A 17,335-nucleotide genomic window follows, 5' to 3' on the forward strand; every position below is an offset into this window, starting at 1 on the left:
AATGGCGGACATGCAATCGCTCCCCGCGCTCCTCGACGCACGCCTCCGGGCAGTCACCGGCGTCGACCCCGAGATGCGCCCGGCCACCAAGCCGCAGTTCGGTCACTTCCAGTCCAACGTCGCCCTCCGCCTGGCGAAGCAGGAAGGACGACCGCCGCGCGAGGTGGCGGCCGACATCATCGAGCGCCTCGACGTCGACGACCTGTGCGAGACCCCCGACATCGCGGGCCCCGGGTTCATCAACTTCCGGATGCGTTCCGACGTGCTCGCGGGCGCGGTCACGAGCCTGCTCGAGGATCCCGACGGCGGCGTCAACGTCACCCGGCACCCGCAGCGCGTCGTCATCGACTACTCGGCCCCCAACGTCGCCAAGCAGATGCACGTCGGCCACCTGCGCACCACGATCATCGGCGACTGCTTCAACCGCGTGCTGTCTGCGATCGGCAACACCGTCATCCCGCAGAACCACATCGGGGACTGGGGAACCCAGTTCGGCATGCTGATCGAGGAGGTGCTCGACGAGTCGCTCGACGTGACCCGACTCACCCTCGATGACGCCGACGCCCTCTACAAGCGCGCCGCCGCCAGGTTCCGCGACGACGAGGAGTTCGCGACGCGCGCCCGCGCCCGCGTCGCAACCTTCCAGGGCGGCGACGAGCAGTCCCTGGAGATCTGGCACCAACTCGTCGACATCTCCAAGCCCGCCTTCAACCACGCCTACGAGCGGCTCAACGTGCTGCTCACCGACGACGACCTCGCGGGCGAGAGCACCTACAACGACGACCTGCCGGTGCTGGTGAAGGAACTCGAGGACTCCGGCGTCGCCGTCGTCGACCAGGGCGCGCTCTGCATCTTCGTCGAGGGCTTCGAGGCCCCGCTGATCGTGCGCAAGTCCGACGGCGGCTTCGGCTACGCCACCACTGACCTCGCCGCGATCCGACGCCGCGTGCGGGACCTGCACGCCGACCGGATCATCTACGTCACCGACGCCCGGCAGGCGGGGCACTTCGCGCAGGTGTTCGCGGCGGCGCGGATGGCGGGCTTCCTGCCCGACGACGTGGTCGCCCAGCACGTCGGCTACGGCATGGTGCTCGGGCCCGACGGTCGCCCGTTCAAGACGCGCGACGGCAAGGCCGCAACGCTCGACTCGCTGCTCGACGCGGCAGAGGAGGAGGCGGCGCCCAACATCGCGCTCGCCGCCATCAAGTACGCCGACCTCAGCAACGGCCTGCAGAAGGACTACACCTTCGACGTCGAGCGGATGGTCCAGACCACCGGCAACACCGGCCCGTACCTGCAGTACGCCCACGCCCGCGTCAGTCAGATCCTGCGCAAGGCCGAGGCCGAGGGCATCCACTACGGCGCCGTCACCGTCCTCGATGAACCGGTCGAGCAACAACTCGCCCTGACGCTCAGCGGCTTCGGCGACGTGGTCGACGACGTGGCCCAGCACCTGCAGCCCCACAAGTTGTGCGGCTACCTGTACGAACTGGCGGGCACGCTCGCCTCCTTCTACGAGGTGTGCCCGGTGCTCAAGTCCGAGGGTGAGGTCCGCTCGTCGCGCCTCGCGCTGTGCGCCGCGACCAAGGAGGTCCTCGCGGAGGGTCTCGGCCTGCTCGGGATCGACGCGCCGGAACGCATGTGAGCCGGATCCGCAACATCGCCGTCGGGCTGCCGGTGCGCGAGGGACACGTCCTCGCGCTCCGCGGCTCCGACCCGGCCCGGGGGATCGAGTTCTACCGCGCCATCGGCGGCGGCATCGAGTTCGGGGAGACGGCCGAGGAGGCCCTCCGGCGCGAGTTCCGCGAGGAACTCGGCTGCGACCTCGACTCGGTTGAGTTGCTGACGGTCACCCAGAACATCTTCACCTACGACGCCCGCCCGGGCCACGAGATCGCGCACGTGTTCCTGGTGTCGTCGGCCTACCTCGACGCGGTGCCGTTGGGTGCGACGCTTGCGATCCTCGACGAGGGCAGCCCCGTCGAGTGGGTGCCCATCGACGCGCTGCGCGGTGGTGAACGCCCGCTGTTCCCCGAGGGCCTGGTCGAACTGCTGTGACGTCGGGGTCGTGGGCCGATGCCGGCCCGCGGGCCCGGGACGCTACGCTTTCCCGCATGAGCATTTTCCTTGGCATCGACGTGGGTGGATCCGGCATCAAGGGTGCGCCGGTCGACCTGGAGACCGGCGAACTGGTCGGCGAGCGACTGCGCATCCCCACGCCTGCGAAGTCGACCCCTGCCAACGTGGCGGCCGTCGTCAAGGAGATCATCGAGGCGTTCGAGCCTGTCATCGGCGACGCGCCGGTCGGCCTGACGATCCCCGCGCCCGTCGTGCACGGAGTGGTCACCTTCATCGCGAACCTCGACCAGAAGTGGGCCGGCGTCAACGCGGACAAGTTCTTCGAGGAGAAGCTCGGGCGGAAGATCTCGCTCGTCAACGACGCCGACGCCGCTGGCCTGGCAGAGGTGCACTTCGGCGCCGCAAAGGGCAACGACGGCCTCGTCATCCTCACCACGCTCGGCACCGGCATCGGCTCGGCCATCATCCACCGCGGCGTCCTGATCCCCAACGCCGAACTCGGCCACCTCGAACTCGACGGCCACGACGCCGAGTCGCGCGCCGCGTCCTCGATCAAGGACAAGGAAGACCTGTCCTACAAGAAGTGGGCGACCGAGCGGCTGCAGCCGTACTACAGCCACGTCGAGATGCTGTTCTCTCCCGACCTGTTCGTGGTCGGCGGTGGCGTCTCGAAGGACTGGGACAAGTTCGGCCCGCTGCTGGAACTCAACACCCCGATCGTCCCCGCCACCATGCGCAACCGCGCGGGCATCGTCGGCGCGGCCCTGTTCGCTAAGGACTCGGTCGAGCACCCCGACCCGCTCGTGGAGCACGCGGTCTGACCGCCGGTTGAGCCGCGGGCCCGTTGGTTGAGCCGCCGATCCGCTGGTTGAGCCGCCGATCCGCTGGTTGAGCCGCCTGCGAGCGGAGCGAGCAGGCGTGTCGAAACCTCTCGCGCCCGGGCGCTCAGCGCTCGACGGCGGCCCTTGCCTGCCGCGCCCTTGCCAACTGGTCCTCGAACACCCGACGCGCCACGTCGGCGTCCAGGTGGTACAGCCGCAGCGACACCGGGCCGTCGGTCGTGTGGACCGAGATCGACGCCAGCCTCAGACGACGCTGCAGCGGTCCCTGCTCGATGCTCGCCGACTGCATCCTGCGATGCGGGACGATCGAGCGGATCTGCGTCAACAGCCCGTGCTGGGCGACCACCACGTCCTCGCCGACGCCCCAGGTGTGCGTGCGGAACGTGAACGGCGTCAGCCACCTGGCCCGCGCGGGCTGGGGGTGCGGCTCGATGGCGTTGAGGTCGACGCCCGGCCAGATCGCGTGCAGGACCGCCATCACCTCGTCCCAGGTGCCGTAGGGCAACACGATCGCGTTGGTCGAGGCGTCGTCGTCGCTGCCCGGATCCCCGTATCCGAGCACCGTGACGCTCACCTGGTACAGCCCCGTCAGCCGCTGCAGCAGGTCCTGCCGGATCGCCACCGCCTGGACCCGCTTGGGGCGGAGCCCCTGCGTGACGGTGCTGAGCAGCCCGCGCCTGACCCGGAGCGTGTCGCCCTGGCGCGTCATCCGGAAGCCCCAGTTCTTGCCCGTCTGGCTCCACACCCAGCCGACCACGGCGATCACGCCCGCGACCAGCGTGACGGGGGCGGTCGCGAAGATCGACACCAGCACGAACACCGCCGCGAGGACAAGCGACGCGAGCGCCCCGAGCGAGACAAGCGTGCCGAGCATCAGGTTGCGCGGCGGCACCGCGACCACCAGTTCCTCAGCCTCCGCCTCGGTCGGCTCCTCGAGGGAGGTCAGCTCACCTGAGCCGCCACCCGAGCCGGTCTTGGCCGCCTGCATCCGCCGCAGCAGATGCTCGCGCAGCGTCTCCGCCCTGGCCTTCGTCAGGAACGACAGCCCGACGCCGCCAGCACCGCCGACGTCGATGTGCACCTTCGCGAGCCCGAGCAGCCGGGCGATCAACGGTTGGCTGATGTCGATCGACTGGACCTTGGTGTAGTCGACGCGCGTGGACGACTTGGAGATGAAGTTGCGCTCGATCCGGAACTCGTCGTCGTCTGCGATGAACGTCGTGGTGCGCCACGTGATGATGCCGCTCACGCCGCCGATCAGGGCGATCGCGGCGGCGACGACCCCCGCGATGAGGGGGCCGCGGCTGAACGAACCGGACGACTCGGCGAAGTCACGGGCGAAGAACACCGCTGCGGCGGCGAGCGCGATCCCGGAGCGGGCAAGCCCGGTCAGGGGGCTCGGGCGCTCGACGACCTTGGCCTCCGTCTGCACCGCCAGGGGAGCGTCGTCCATCAGATCCCGGCCTGCTGCTGCTCGCCCCTCGCGATCAGCCGGTCCCGCAGGGCGGCCGCGTCGGAGGCCGTCAGACCCGGAATGGTGACGGTGCCCGCCGTCGACGACGTGATCATCTGCACGCTCGCCAGGCCGAACCGCTGCTCGATGGGCCCCGACTGCACCTCGACCAACTGCATCCGGCCGTAGGGGACGCACTGCAGCGAGCGGTGCCACAGGCCCCGCGTGACATAGACGTCCTCGTCGCGCTCGGCGAAGCCCCACCGGCGGAACGCGCGAGGGGCGCGCCACATCCGCCAACCGATCCATACGACCGCCACCCCGATCAGCACCCACAGCGCCCAGCGCGGTGCCAGGAAGTACACCGCCACGCCCGCCGCGGCGAACAGCACACCCCAGTTCAGGGGGATCAGCAGCAGTTTGAGCTTCAGGTAGTTGGGCGACAGCCGCTGCCAGTGGGTCGTGGGTGGGGCAAAAAGATCGTCCTGGGTCACTTCACAAACTTCTCGTACTTGTTCGCCTTGGTATCGGGGCCGAGCACCTTCACCTCGCCCATGAACACAGTACCGACAAGGTTGATGCGGATGCCGTCCGGGCGGGGCCTGGTCCCCTCGACCTTCGTGTCGCCCATCACCATCGAGGTGCCGGACACGTTCACGTCGACGCCCTCCGGGACGCGGATCCGCACGTCGCACATCAGGCCGCCGATGTTGATGACGGTGTCGCGCGCCGCGAACGTGGAATCGACCAGATCGAGGCGGACCTCGCCGAGCCAGGCGTTGAGCGTCACCTCGGGCGCGACCACGTCGATCCGCCCCGGCTTGAACGTCGACAACACGGCGTTGCCGCCGGTGAACTGCCCCGGCACCGCCACGTGGGCGGCGGTCCGCTCGACGACGGGCTGGGGCGAGGGGCCAGGCACGGCGGTGGGCAGGGGGCGGCGCTGCGCGACGAGGTCGGTGGTCAGGACGTCCAGGTCGCCGAAGGTCTTCGCCTCGTAGGCGTGCGCGATGCGCTCGGCGTGCTCGTCGAACGTCAGCCTGCCCTCGGCGTAGGCGTTGTTGAGGACCTGCGCGACGAGTTCGCGGTCCTGATCTGCGCAACGGAGGGCTGTGATGCGATGAGCTTCGGGGGACATGTCAGGAGTCTAAGCCGCGCGCGCACCCGCGGCACCCCCGCGCGAGGGCATTTCCGGGGGTGCTCCGGGGAGACTCAGGGTTGTCCCTTGTCGAGGTTCGCGGACACGGCCTCAACCACGGGCGGCGCGCAATAGTGTGGGGGGACTCGACGAGGAGGAACCCATGGGAAAGCGTGTCGGAATTCTCACTGCCGGGGGCGATTCGCCCGGCCTCAACGCCGCGATCCGTGGCTTCGGTAAGGCCGCCATCGGCCACCACGGGATGGAACTCCTCGGGTTCCGCGACGGCCTCCGCGGCCTCGTCGAGGACAGGTGGCAGCCGCTCGACGGCTCGGCGCTCGCGGGGATCCTGACCATCGGCGGCACCATCCTCGGCACCTCGCGGGACAAGCCGCACAAGATGGTCGTCGACGGAGAGGTCCGCGACATGGTGCCGACCATCGTCGAGAACTACGAGAAGAACAAGCTCGACGCCATCGTCTGCATCGGCGGGGGCGGCACCGCGAAGAACGCCAACCGGTTGATGGAGGCGGGACTGAACGTCATCCACCTCCCCAAGACCATCGACAACGACATCGCCCTCACCGACACCAGTTTCGGCTTCTCGACGGCGCTCGGTATCGCGACCGAGGCCATCGACCGCCTCCACTCGACGGCGCACTCGCACCACCGGGTGATCGTGGTGGAGATCATGGGCCACAAGGCGGGCTGGCTGGCGCTCGGATCGGGCATCGCGGGCGGCGCGGACATCATCCTCATCCCGGAGATCCCGTACTCGGTCGAGTCGATCGCGGAGTCCGTGGCGGAGCGGGCCCGCATCGGCCGCAACTTCTCGGTGATCGCGCTGGCGGAGGGGGCGCGCAACGAGCAGGACACCGCAGACCTGGCGGCCGCGACGGCGCTGGTGAAGGGCGCCTCGACGCCCGAGGCGAAGGCCGCGGCGAACAAGCACAAGGAGGCGGTCGAGGCAGGGCACCGCGACAACCCGTTCAAGCTGGCCTCGGCGTTGGAGGGCGCGACGGGCCTCGAGTCCCGCGTCACGATCCTCGGCTACGTGCAGCGCGGCGGCACCCCCGACGCCAACGACCGACTGCTCGGCACCCTGCTCGGCTCGGCGGGCGCGGACCTGGTGGCGCAGGGCGAGTTCGGCGTGATGGTCGCCTCGCAGGCGGGCCGGGCGGTCCCGGTGCCGTTGGGTGACGTCGCCGGGAACCTGAAGACGGTCCCGCTGGACGATCCGTGGATCACCGCGGCTCGCGGGGTCGGCACCGGCCTGGGCGACTGACCAGGGCGGGCCGCAGGCGGCCTCATCGGTCCTGGCGGCGGCGGTAAACCCTGGCCCCGCCCTGTCGAATCGCGGCGCGCTGCCGTGCTTCTGCGGCCGGATGGATGTCGAAGCCCCACCCCCGCTGCCCCGTCGAGTAGCGTGCAGCCATGCAGCGCAAGCGTCGGATCTGGCCGATCGTCCTCAGCATCGTCGTGGGGGTGCTGGTGCTCGCCAGCGTCGCGGGCTACTGGTATCTGCGCCCGTTGCTGCGCACCGGCACGGGATACGCGGCACACAATCTGTGTGCCGTGACCGAGGTCGCCGACCGCTCCGACGCCCAGGACGACCTGCCCCCAACCCGCTCGTGCCGTACCTGACCCCCTGGAACGACAGGGAGGGCCAGTCGCGGGTCTCGGTGGTGGGCGTGCTCGCGGGCCAGAACGCCTGGTACGCGCCCGGCTTCGGCTGCACCGTAGCCCAGGACCGTCCCACGTTCCCCGAGGCCGCCGACGTGGCGCCCGCCGAGGACTTCCCGACCACCGAGGCAGACCCGGCCATCGAACAGGCCATCGACCGCGCGTTCGGCGCCGACCTGGACGACGCCGCCCGCGATCAGCTAGGCACCCGGGCCGTGGTGGTGCTCCGTGACGGTGTCGTCGTGGGGGAGCGCTACGCCGACGGATTCTCGGCCGACACGCGCCAACTCGGCTGGTCCATGACGAAGTCCGTGACGAACCTGCTGACTGGGCGGCTCGTCCAGCAGGGCAAGGTCGCCCTCGACGACGCGGGCCTTCGCCCCGAATGGACCGACGAGCGGGCCAAGATCACCGTGGACGACCTCCTTCGGATGACCAGCGGCCTCGAATGGGACGAGACCTACGACCTCGCCACCCCGATCACCCAGATGCTCTACGACGAACCGGACATGGCGGGCTACGTCGCGTCGAAGAGCGCGGCCCACGCGCCCGGGACGTTCCAGCAGTACTCCTCGGGCAGCACGACACTGCTCTGCTCGGTCCTGAACGCCAAGGCGGGAAAGGGCCCGAACCTGCCGCGCGAGGAACTGTTCGAGCCGCTCGGGCTGGGGTCGGCCGTTCTTGAACCTGACGCCATCGGAACTCCGGTGTGCGGCAGTTACCTGTGGGCGACCCCGCGCGACTGGGCCAGGATCGGGCAGTTCGCGCTGAACGACGGCGTCGTCGACGGTGAGCGGCTCCTGCCAGAGGGGTGGATGGAGCGCTCGACCACCGTCGAGGACGTCGCCGAGTCCGACTCCCGCGGCATGGCGGCGTCGTGGTGGGCCAACGCCCTTCCCGACGGCACCCTTGTCGAGCCCAGCCTCCCAGCCGACGCGTTCTGGGCCAACGGCCACGACGGGCAGCGCATGTTCGTGGTGCCTAGCAAGAACCTGATCGTGGTGCGGATGGGCTTCTCGCCCGAGGCCGACGACCTCAGGGCCACCCAGTTGGTGGCCGACATCATCGCCGGCTGATCACCGCGGCCGGGTGGCCTCCTCGAGCAGTTCGACGATGTGGCGGTACCCGTGGCCCGTCGCCCGTGACATGCCGATCTCGCAGGTGCGGTTCACCGACGCGTAGGCGGCATACTCGCGCTCGTTGATCTCGCGGGCCATCTCGGCGGTGGCACTTGCCGTCAGCTCGGGATGCAGCAGGCCGCGGTCGCCCGCGAAGCCGCAGCAGGACCACGACGCGGGCACCGTGACGTCGTCGCTCAGGAACCGGGCGATGTCCATGAGGTCCTCGTTGATGCCGATCTTGGTGGACGAGCACGTCGGGTGCAGGGCGATCGATTCGATGGGCGCGGTGAGCTCGAGGTGGGGGAGCAGTTCGTCTGCGACGAACTCGACGACGTCGAGGACCGGGATCTTCCAGTGCCGGGCGAGCTCTGCGAGCGACTGCGTGCAACTGCTCGCGTCCATCACGATCGGCAGTTGGTCGGGCATCACGATCTGGGCGTGCACCTTGCGTCGCATCAGCTCGTAGCCCTCCTGGACGCCCTTGGCCCGCCACGGGGCTCCGCAGCACAGGTCCTCGGCGTCCAGCATCGTGACGCGGACCTCGGCCCGCAGGCACAGCTCACGGAAGGCCGCGAAGACGCCCTCGCCCGAGGTGCCGAACATCGTCTGCAGGCACGACGGGAAGTAGGCGGCCACGCCGCGGTCGCGCCGGTCGCGTCGCCTCGGCTTGCGTCGGATCCCCGCCCCCCGGGGCAACCGCCGGTCGTAACTGGGCACGGTGTCGTCGCCGAAGCGGCGGCGGCCGAGGTCGGTGGCCCGATCGGCGAGCGGGGCGGCCGACTTGGCAAGCGTCAACGCCGCAGAGCCCATCCGCGTGACGAGACCCCAGGTGCGCGCCGCCTGCGTCCACGCCACCTGCTCAAGCGAGCTGACGTCCTCCGTGCGCTGCCGCCTGACGAGCGTTCCGGTGTCGATGCCGAGCGGACAGGCGACGGCGCACATGCCGTCCACCGCGCACGTCTCGACGGCCTCGTATTCGTAGCTCTCGGCGATCTGCTTGAGCAGGTCGTGGTCGTCGCGGCGGGCGGCGATCTCGCGGCGCAGCACGATGCGCTGCCTCGGCGTCAGGGTGAGGTCCCTCGACGGGCAGCCGCCCTCGCAGAAGCCGCACTCGATGCAGTTGTCGACCTCCTGCTCGATGCGCGGCATCAGCTTGAGGTTGAGCAGGTGTTCGTCGGGGTCGTTGGAGATGATGACGCCCGGGTTCAGCACCCCTCGCGGGTCGAACAGGAACTTGATGGCGCGCATCACCTGGAAGAGGTCGTCGCCGTACTGGTCCCGCACGAACGGCGCCATCGCGCGCCCGGTGCCGTGCTCGGCCTTCAGGACGCCTCCGCGGCGCAGCACCTGCCGAACCAGGTCGCGGGTGAACTTGCGGAACCGCAGCAGCCCTTCCGGTTCGTCGAAGCGTTCGCTCAGCAGGAAGTGGATGTTTCCGTCGCGGGCGTGCCCGAACAGCGGCACGTTGAGGACCCCGTAGCCGTGCTTGCGGAACAACTCGTCGAGCGCGACGCACATCTCCTCGAACCGGTCGACCGGCACCGCGATGTCCTCCAGCAGCGTGGTGGTGCCCGACGCCCTGGTGCCCGCCACCAGCGCGTAGAGGCCGCGGCGCAGTTCGACGAGCGCGTTGCGCTGCTTGGCGTCGCTGGTCATCGCGACCGAGTCGATCACGTCGAGGGTGGCGAGGATCCCGGTCGCCGCGACGAGGCGGCGCTGCAGGGCTTCCTCGTCGGTCTCGTGGAGTTCGATCAGCAGCGCGGCCTCTGTGGTCAGGTCGCGGTTGCGCAGCATGGCGGGCGCGCCCGGCTGCCGCCTGACGACCCGCAGCGACGCCACGTCCATCAGTTCGACGGCCTCGAAGCCCTCCGCGACCAGTAGTGGCGCCGCGGCGGCCGCGGACGTGAGATCGGGGAACAGCGCGAGCGCGGCGGCGGAATGCCTGGCGAGCGGCACGGTGCGCAGCGTCGCCTCCGCGATGAACCCGAGCGTGCCCTCGCTGCCGATCAGGAGATGCGAGACGATGTCGACGGGCCGGTGGAAGTCGATCAGCGCGTTGATGCCGTAGCCCATGGTGTTCTTCATGGCGAACAGGCGGCGGATCTCGGCGACGGCGTCCGAGTTGTCGCGCAGCCTCTTGCGCAGCATCATGAGGCCGCCGCAGAGTTCGGTCTCCTCAAGTCGCAGCGTGATGTCGGCGCTCGGGTCCGCGGTGTCGATGACGCGGCCGCTCGGCAGCACGAACACCATCGAGTCGAGCGTGTGATACGCGCTCTGCTTCAGGCCCGCGAGCATGCCGCTCGAGTTGTTGGCGAGGATGCCGCCGATTGTGCAGGCGAGCGCGCTCGTCGGGTCGGGCCCGAGCCTGCGCCCGTACCGCGCAAGGTGAGCGTTGACCCGCGCCAGCGTGACGCCGGGGCCGACCCGCACCCGCATCCCGTCGTCGAGCACCTCGAGGTCGCGGAAGTTGCGCCGCGTGTCGACGAGCGTCGAGTCGCTGACGGCCTGCCCGCAGAGGCTGGTGCCTCCCGCGCGGAACGTCATGGGTTTGCGGGCCTGGACGGCCTCGCGCATCAACTGGGCGACGTCCTCGACGGTGGAGGGCGTGACGACCTCGGTCGGCGTCAGCAGGAAATGGGACGCGTCATGAGACATGGCGAGCCGCGTGATGGCGCGGTCGTCGCGCGTGATCGAGACCTCCGCGCTGCCCATGGCGAAAGCCTACTCACGTCGGAAGGCCTCGGGCGCCCGCCGGACCGGGGAGGCGGACGGTCGCACAACCCTGCTACCCTGTGTGTCCTACGCGGGCGTAGCTCAATGGCAGAGCGCTAGCTTCCCAAGCTCGATACGCGGGTTCGATTCCCGTCGCCCGCTCCACTTCCTCTTCCCGCCGATGGCGGGAGATCCCCAACACCTCCGCGAGGCATCCGCATCCGATGAGGCTTCGAAAAGGTTTCGAGTTTCGCTCGTATGGACCCTTGTGATCGGGACCCTCAAGGGCGGGTTTGACGCTCACTGGCCGCTGACAACGGGCGATTCCCGGCGTCGAAATCGAGTCCGAAACCGACCGCCCACACCCCCTCCTTTCGGGCTAGGCTGCCTGGGGACCAGCAATGTAGGTGGGGGGAGTAGGAGGCTCGATGCCAGTCAAACCGTGGGCTCTTCGGCGGGTCGGCTCGGTCGCGTTCCTGCTCATCGCGGGGGTCACCATCGTGCTGATGGTCGTGGGCTCCTCCGGCTTCTGGCTGATGCTCGGCCTCGCTGGCCTGAGCCTGCTCGCCGGCGCCTACGTCGACCTCGATGTCGGGGCGCGCACCCGGGCCGTGATGGCCGCGGCGGGGATCACCTTCACGCTGCTCGGTCTGGTGCCGTGGCTCGACCTGGGCAGGAGCTTCCTCGCCTGAGCCTGGTGGCACGCCGATGCCCCAGACTTAGGACCATGACCGATCGCTACGAGGCCGTGCCTGCCCCCTGGTTCACGTCGGAGTACACGCAGCGCGAGATCGTCCGCAGCGCCATCAACGACCAGGCAGTGATGCTGCGCCAGATGGGCTCCGACGCCGCGAAGATGCGCGAGCAACTCCAGAACCTGTCTGGCAACGTCGAGCAGCGACTCGACTCGCTGACGAGGTCCTTCTACTCCTTCGTCGAACTCGACTCGATCCGGCAACTACTCGCCGCGTTCCCCATGAACGAGCAGGCCCGCCGCTTCGCGCTGACCGACCTCGCCCTGCTGCGGGACGGCACCCGACCCGAGCAGCGCCCCGACATCGACGGCTACTGGCTGCCACCCGCCATCGCCGCGCTGCACCCCGGAGGGGCCGTCGACCCGGACCTCGCCGCCCGTGCGACCGGACGCGGAGGCGACGCCGCGCTGTTCCTGACGGTCGCGCGACGACTGCTCGGCGACACCTCCGACCAGAGCCAGGCGGTCGCCGTACTGCTCGACGGCCCGTCGTGGACCCCGAGCCAGCAGGGTCTGTGGCGCCTGGTCCTCGCTGGTGCCTTCGGCCCCGCGGCCCTGCCACGCGTGATGGCGCGGTTGGCGAAGGTCGTCGAGGAGGCGGGCGTCGACGACTGGGTCGCCTGGCTGCGCACCCTGGCGGGGAGCAAGGGGTCCGGTGTGGCCGTCCTCGACCGCTATGCCGCCGAACTTGAGGCGGTCGCCGACCAGGGCGACGGGCGCGACGACGCCTGGCAGGTGACCCTCGAACCGGTCGCCACTGGTGACGAGGAGGGGTTCGCGCGCACCTCGGTGTCGAGCGCGGACGACCCGGCGATGGCGAGGCAGGCCGTCGAGGCGGGGCTGGCGGAACTTGCCCGTGCCGTCATCGCCGACGGCGACCAGGGTGAGCGCGACCTGCTCGACCGGGCGGAGGCGCTGCGCAGGGAGATCTCACGCGAGGAGGCGCCCAGCGACGAGCCCGCGGCGCCGATGGATCGGCCCACCGTCGACTGCCTGCGCGACACGCTCGTCGACGAGACGCTCAGCAGGCGGGACCGCCGCGAGGTGTTGCGCCCGGTCGCCCGGGTGCTCGACCCGTGGGTCGTGGAGCAGGCAGACCCGACCCTGATCGAGGAGCCTCAGGCGATGCTGTCGGGCGGTCGGGTCGCCGTGACGCGGGAGGGGGCCGACGATGCCGCCATGCGGGCCGAGTTCAGGCGGATCGGCAGGGAGGCGGAGGCCGAGGTGGAGCGGACCAGGAACGGTCGCCCGGCGCTGATCGCGGGCGGGGCGCTCGCCGCGCTCAGCATCGTCCTGATGTTCTTCGCGCCCGGCTTCGTGGTGCTGCTGTTCGTCTCGCTGGGGATCGGATTCTGGGGCTACTCGCAGATGTCGACGGGGAAGCGGGCCGTGCAGGACGGTGAGAAGGACGTCGAGAAGTTGCGATCCGCCGCCGACTCCACGGCGCTCAGGCTGGCCTCCGAGTATGAGGGCAAGAGCGTTGCCCGCCAGGAACTGGTCGAGGCGGCCGAACGCGCCAAGGCCGCCGCGCGGGCACTGGCGGCCTGACGCGCCCGCTCAGCCCTTCGACTCCTTCGCGGCGGCGTCGAGGGCGTCGCGCTGGTCGGAGACGCGGTCCTCCACCCTGCTGAACAGGAACGACGCCACGGTGCCGACGACCAACAGCGCGACGGCGAACCCGACAGCACCCCCAAGGGAGAGCCCCGACGCAGCCAACCCCGCCTCGCTGAAGGCAGGGAAGACGACGGTCGGGAAGATCGCGACGGAGGACCCGATGACCATGCCGAGGATCAGGTGGTACATCTGCGAGTGGTACTTGCGGAATGCCCACTCTGCGACCTTCGCGAGCAGCAGCACGCACACGATCAGGCCGAGCGCGAGCGGGATGACCACGCCCATGTCGAAGTTCTTGATGCCGGTCGCCATCTTGTCGTACAGCCCGAAGTAGATCAGGAAGTTCGACGGGCTGAGGCCGGGAACGATCAGGCCGAGGCCGATCAGCGCGCCGGAACCGAACCAGACCGGGATGCTCGGCTCGACGGCCAGCCAGGTGCTCTCGCCGCCCAGGTACATCAACGCGAAGATCGCGACGGCCGCGATGCCCATGATGACCCAGTCGAGCGTCCTCCTGCCGTGCTTACCCGCCTGCCTGAACAGCGACGGGAAGGTGCCGATCACGAAGCCGATGAACAGGCAGATGAACTGCGCCGCGTACCTGCCGAACGCGGCCTCGACCACCACGGAGAACAGCACGATGCCAGCGCCGACGCCGATCCCGACCGGGATGAAGAACAGCACGTTCTTGACGAAGTTGCGCCGCAGGTTCGCCAGGAATCGGATGAGCGGGTCGTACAGCTTGAAGATGACCGCAAGCACGCCGCCGGACAGGCCGGGCAGGATCGCACCGACGCCGACGGCGATGCCCTTCAGGAGGCGCGCGAACCAACTCCCGACGGAGTCGGGACGCGTCACGTCGGTCTCGACGTCTAGGTCCTGCTGAGGGGTGGGCTCGGCCATGCGGTGCTCGTCTCGGTCGGGTCGCGGATGTCGGGACAACCCTACGTGACCGTTCCTCCGACCTGAGCATCCCGTGCTCAGCGGCTCACCGGGGCACCTCCCACACGTCCTCGACGGAGCGGGCGTCGCGGAGACCCGAGGCGTACCCGGCCTCGGCGGCGCGTCTCCGGTTCGCGGGATCGGCGGCGTTCGCGTCGAAGATGTCGCGCACCTCCGGCGGCGGGACGAGGGTCAGCACCGCGCTGCCCTCGGCGAGCAGTTCGGCCTTCTGGGTTCCCAGGTCCATCCGCCAGGCCGCAGGCATCCTGCTGCGCCCGCCGAACGGGGCGAGCACGATCACCGCCTCGTGGCCGGAGGCGAGGTCGGCGTTCTCGCTGCGCCGGTATCCGCCGTCCAGGAAGCGGCGTCCGCCGATCACGTATGGCCCCGTCATCCCGAAGCCGGTGCTTGTGCTCGCGGCCACTGCATCCACCAGGTCGACGCCGCTCTCCTCGTCGAAGGCGACGGGCTCGCCGGTGTCGGCATCGATCGCGGTGATCAGCACCCGTTGACGGGGCCACGATGTGGCGGGCAGCCGCCTGGCCACGATCTCACGCCAGCGTCGCTGGTCGTCCGCGTCGCCGTCGGACAGGGAGATGGAGGCCTCGCCAAGCCGTCGACGCATGTCCGACGCGTCGGCGGAGGCGGCAATGATGGCGTCGGACCAGTCGAGGTAGGTCTGAGCCGCCGCGTGGGGAACGGGCGTCGGCCCGGTCGGGACGGGCCAGTGCTCGTCGAGGATCGCGGCGTGGAGGTCGGCGGGGGATGGGCCGCCCGTCAGTTGTGCGGCCGCCGTCGCGCCGGCGGAGGTGCCGACGATCAGGTCCGCGGTCCTCAGGTCGACGCCTCCCGCGAAGAGGCCTGCGACCAGGCCGATCTCCCACGCGTTGCCCGCGGCGCCTCCGCCGCCGAGGACGAGGGCGCGGCGAGCGGGGGCGCCCGGTGGCACGGGCGGGATGGTTGAGGGCAGCGGCCAGTTGCCGTCGGGTGTCGTTGGTACTGCTGAGTCGTGGTTCATGGGAGTCGCCTTTCGAGTGGGGTCGGCGCTCCGGATGCGGCCGGTCAGCCGCGGAATCGTGAACCGCGGGGAGCGCCCAGTGCGCGGGCTGCTGGCATGGGGCTCACCTCCTTCTCCAAGCTCACGAAATCGTGCCAAAGATACACCCGCGCGACGCCTCCGCCAATGGTCGTCGGCGTCCGCGACCGGCCGCGCCGCACCGAGGTCGACCGGCGCGAGGTCGGGAGACGCTGCGCGCCGGCTGCTGGGGCTCCCCTCTGGGGGGCCTTGCCAAGCCCGGCGTGCTGTGGAAACATTTCCGCCATGATGATCAACCGCCTGTGACCTCAGCGCGCGTCGCCCAATCGTGGTGACCCCGTCGTCCAAGCACGCCCAGAAACTCTCCAGGAACTCATCATGCCCATCACCATCTCTGAAATCTCGCTGCCCGAGCGCGCGGACGACCCCGTGTGGGTCGCGCGCGGCGACCTCGTCCGGGCCTACAACCACGAACTCATCGGCACCGCCGAGTGGGACGTCGACGACGAGTCGTCGCTGTCGCTCGCCAAGTCGAACACCACCGACAGGGTCCGACGGATCCTCGCCTTCGACGGCGACACGGTGATCGGGTTCGCCAACCTCTACGTCAACGAGCGCGACTCGCCTGACATGGGCAACGTGCTCGTCTTCGTCGATGAGGGCTTCCGCGGCCGCGGGGTCGGCACGGCGCTGCTCGCCCGCCTCGACGACTTCGCCGCCGAGGCGGGACTCAAGCGACTCACCTCCTGGGTGATGGCTCCCATCGCGGGCGACGAACCGGTCGCGGTGCCGACCACGGGAATCGGTCGGGCGCCGGCGAACTTCTCGGGCATCCGGTTCTCGCTCAACAACGGCTTCGCCATGGAGCAGATCGAACGGGTCAGCCGCTACGACTTCGCCGCACCGCTCGTCGCCCCGGAGGAGGCCCTCGCCGAGGCGGAGGCCGCGGCCGGTGACCAGTACGAACTGATCGCCTGGGAGGGGGTCGCCGACGACGACATCATCGGTGGGCTCGTCGTCCTGAAGGAGCGGATGGACACGGACCCGCCGAGCGGCGGAATGGACGTCATCGAGTCGACCTGGGACGTCGCCCGGTTGCGGGAGATCGAGGACCGTTTTCTGCCGCGCAACCGGATCTGGCGCACCGTCGTGAGGCACCGGCACAGCGGGGAGATCGTCGCGCTGAGCGAACTGTTCCGCGACAGGATCAACCCTGACGCGCTGGTGGACCAGTGGGACACGATCGTGCTTCCCGAGCATCGGGGCCACCGGCTCGGGATGCTCGTCAAGGCCGCCAACCTGCTCCAGGTGCGCGACGCGGACCCTGGCGCGAAGGCGGTCGTGACGTGGAATGCGGAGGAGAACCGCTTCATGCTCGGCGTCAACGAGGCCTTGGGCTTCCGTCCGATCCTGATCGAGGCGGCGATGCAGAAGCGGCTCGTCGCTGGCTGAGCCATGTCGGGCGCGGACAGGTCGGCATTGGTGAAGACCCGTGACGAATGCTGGTTGAGCCATGGCAGGCGCGGAGCGGTTGGCATCGGTCGAAACCTCGTGAGGTTGGCAGGTCCCCCGTTCCCCGAGCTTGTCGAGGGGTCCGATTGTGGTCGGGTGCTGGTTGAGCCATGACAGGCGCGGAGCGGCTGGCATCGGTCGAAACCTGGTGAGGTTGGCAGGTACCCCGTTCCCCGAGCTTGTCGAGGGGTCCGATTGTGGTCGGGTGTGCTTGTCGGTGCGGGTTGGTTTCGACGCGCGTTGCGGCGCTTCGCGCCTTGGCGCGGCTCAACCCACGGTCGGCGGGCGTTGCGGCGCTTCGCGCCTTGGCGCGGCTCAACCCACGGTCGGCGGGCGTTGCGGCGCTTCGCGCCTTGGCGCGGCTCAACCCACGGTCGGCGGTCGTTGCGGCGCTGCGCGCTTGGCGCGGCTCAACCCGCGGTCGGCCGCGCCCCGCGCACTCGCGCGGC

At 69.8% G+C, this 17,335-nt stretch carries 15 protein-coding genes and 1 tRNA gene; 10 read left to right on the plus strand and 6 right to left on the minus strand.

The annotated features are described in order from the left end of the window. Positions 1–10: 10 nt before the first annotated feature. The 3 genes from argS to ppgK are packed head-to-tail and all read left to right on the plus strand — an operon-like array spanning position 11 to position 2,900. The gene (gene argS, locus BW730_RS17075; RefSeq protein ID WP_077687712.1) at positions 11–1,645 is read left to right on the plus strand and encodes an arginine--tRNA ligase; all 1,635 of its coding nucleotides are present in this window, start codon (positions 11–13) and stop codon (positions 1,643–1,645) included. Continuing rightward, complete coding sequence (locus BW730_RS17080; protein ID WP_145952950.1) at positions 1,642–2,058, plus strand: NUDIX hydrolase; 417 nt, start codon at positions 1,642–1,644, stop codon at positions 2,056–2,058. Before argS ends, BW730_RS17080 begins: the two co-directional genes overlap by 4 nt. Positions 2,059–2,114: 56 nt before the next feature. Next, positions 2,115–2,900 carry a polyphosphate--glucose phosphotransferase gene (gene ppgK, locus BW730_RS17085; RefSeq protein WP_077687322.1) on the plus strand — a complete coding sequence of 262 codons (786 nt, stop codon included), beginning with the start codon at positions 2,115–2,117 and terminating at the stop codon, positions 2,898–2,900. 124 nt (positions 2,901–3,024) lie between these two features. On the opposite strand, the gene BW730_RS17090 is transcribed toward ppgK, so the two are convergent. Genes BW730_RS17090 through BW730_RS17100 form a run of 3 tightly spaced genes read right to left on the minus strand, consistent with a single transcriptional unit; the run spans position 3,025 to position 5,512 of the window. After that, positions 3,025–4,374, minus strand: a complete 1,350-nt coding sequence (locus BW730_RS17090) for a PH domain-containing protein (protein WP_077687323.1) — start codon at positions 4,372–4,374, stop codon at positions 3,025–3,027. Beyond that, positions 4,374–4,868: a PH domain-containing protein gene (locus BW730_RS17095; protein WP_077687324.1), complete on the minus strand. Its 495-nt coding sequence runs from the start codon at positions 4,866–4,868 to the stop codon at positions 4,374–4,376. Before BW730_RS17095 ends, BW730_RS17090 begins: the two co-directional genes overlap by 1 nt. After that, the gene (locus tag BW730_RS17100; RefSeq protein WP_077687325.1) at positions 4,865–5,512 is read right to left on the minus strand and encodes a DUF1707 SHOCT-like domain-containing protein; all 648 of its coding nucleotides are present in this window, start codon (positions 5,510–5,512) and stop codon (positions 4,865–4,867) included. The genes BW730_RS17095 and BW730_RS17100 overlap by 4 nt, the downstream gene beginning before the upstream one ends. Before the next feature lie 163 nt (positions 5,513–5,675). Between BW730_RS17100 and BW730_RS17105 the strand changes: the two genes are divergently transcribed. From BW730_RS17105 to BW730_RS17110, 3 genes are all read left to right on the plus strand, one after another. Next, a complete protein-coding gene (locus BW730_RS17105) occupies positions 5,676–6,797 on the plus strand; it encodes a 6-phosphofructokinase (RefSeq protein WP_077687326.1) in 1,122 nt (373 codons plus the stop codon). Positions 6,798–6,946: 149 nt separating this feature from the next. Beyond that, on the plus strand, positions 6,947–7,156 hold the full coding sequence (locus tag BW730_RS19640; RefSeq protein WP_226996883.1) for a hypothetical protein: 210 nt from the start codon (positions 6,947–6,949) through the stop codon (positions 7,154–7,156). Beyond that, entirely contained in the window at positions 7,144–8,271 is a 1,128-nt protein-coding gene (locus BW730_RS17110) for a serine hydrolase domain-containing protein (RefSeq protein ID WP_226996884.1), read from the plus strand. Before BW730_RS19640 ends, BW730_RS17110 begins: the two co-directional genes overlap by 13 nt. Here BW730_RS17110 and BW730_RS17115 read toward each other — a convergent pair whose 3' ends face one another. Beyond that, complete coding sequence (locus BW730_RS17115) at positions 8,272–11,028, minus strand: FAD-binding and (Fe-S)-binding domain-containing protein (RefSeq protein WP_077687327.1); 2,757 nt, start codon at positions 11,026–11,028, stop codon at positions 8,272–8,274. Positions 11,029–11,119: 91 nt separating this feature from the next. Between BW730_RS17115 and BW730_RS17120 the strand changes: the two genes are divergently transcribed. The 3 genes from BW730_RS17120 to BW730_RS17130 all read left to right on the plus strand — a co-directional run bounded on the left by BW730_RS17120 (position 11,120) and on the right by BW730_RS17130 (position 13,330). Further along, positions 11,120–11,193: transfer RNA gene (locus tag BW730_RS17120), tRNA-Gly, on the plus strand. A 263-nt stretch (positions 11,194–11,456) separates the two neighbouring features. Next, positions 11,457–11,720, plus strand: a complete 264-nt coding sequence (locus tag BW730_RS17125) for a hypothetical protein (protein ID WP_077687328.1) — start codon at positions 11,457–11,459, stop codon at positions 11,718–11,720. Positions 11,721–11,755: 35 nt separating this feature from the next. After that, positions 11,756–13,330, plus strand: a complete 1,575-nt coding sequence (locus BW730_RS17130; RefSeq protein ID WP_077687329.1) for a hypothetical protein — start codon at positions 11,756–11,758, stop codon at positions 13,328–13,330. Between the two features lie 9 nt (positions 13,331–13,339). On the opposite strand, the gene BW730_RS17135 is transcribed toward BW730_RS17130, so the two are convergent. Next, the gene (locus tag BW730_RS17135) at positions 13,340–14,299 is read right to left on the minus strand and encodes a DUF368 domain-containing protein (RefSeq protein WP_077687330.1); all 960 of its coding nucleotides are present in this window, start codon (positions 14,297–14,299) and stop codon (positions 13,340–13,342) included. A gap of 85 nt (positions 14,300–14,384) precedes the next feature. After that, on the minus strand, positions 14,385–15,356 hold the full coding sequence (locus BW730_RS17140) for a patatin-like phospholipase family protein (protein ID WP_145952951.1): 972 nt from the start codon (positions 15,354–15,356) through the stop codon (positions 14,385–14,387). 396 nt (positions 15,357–15,752) lie between these two features. On the opposite strand from BW730_RS17140, the gene BW730_RS17145 reads away from it, so the two are divergent. After that, the gene (locus BW730_RS17145) at positions 15,753–16,826 is read left to right on the plus strand and encodes a GNAT family N-acetyltransferase (RefSeq protein ID WP_077687331.1); all 1,074 of its coding nucleotides are present in this window, start codon (positions 15,753–15,755) and stop codon (positions 16,824–16,826) included. Positions 16,827–17,335 lie beyond the last annotated feature (509 nt).

The organism is Tessaracoccus aquimaris, assembly GCF_001997345.1.
Classification (GTDB): domain Bacteria; phylum Actinomycetota; class Actinomycetes; order Propionibacteriales; family Propionibacteriaceae; genus Arachnia; species Arachnia aquimaris.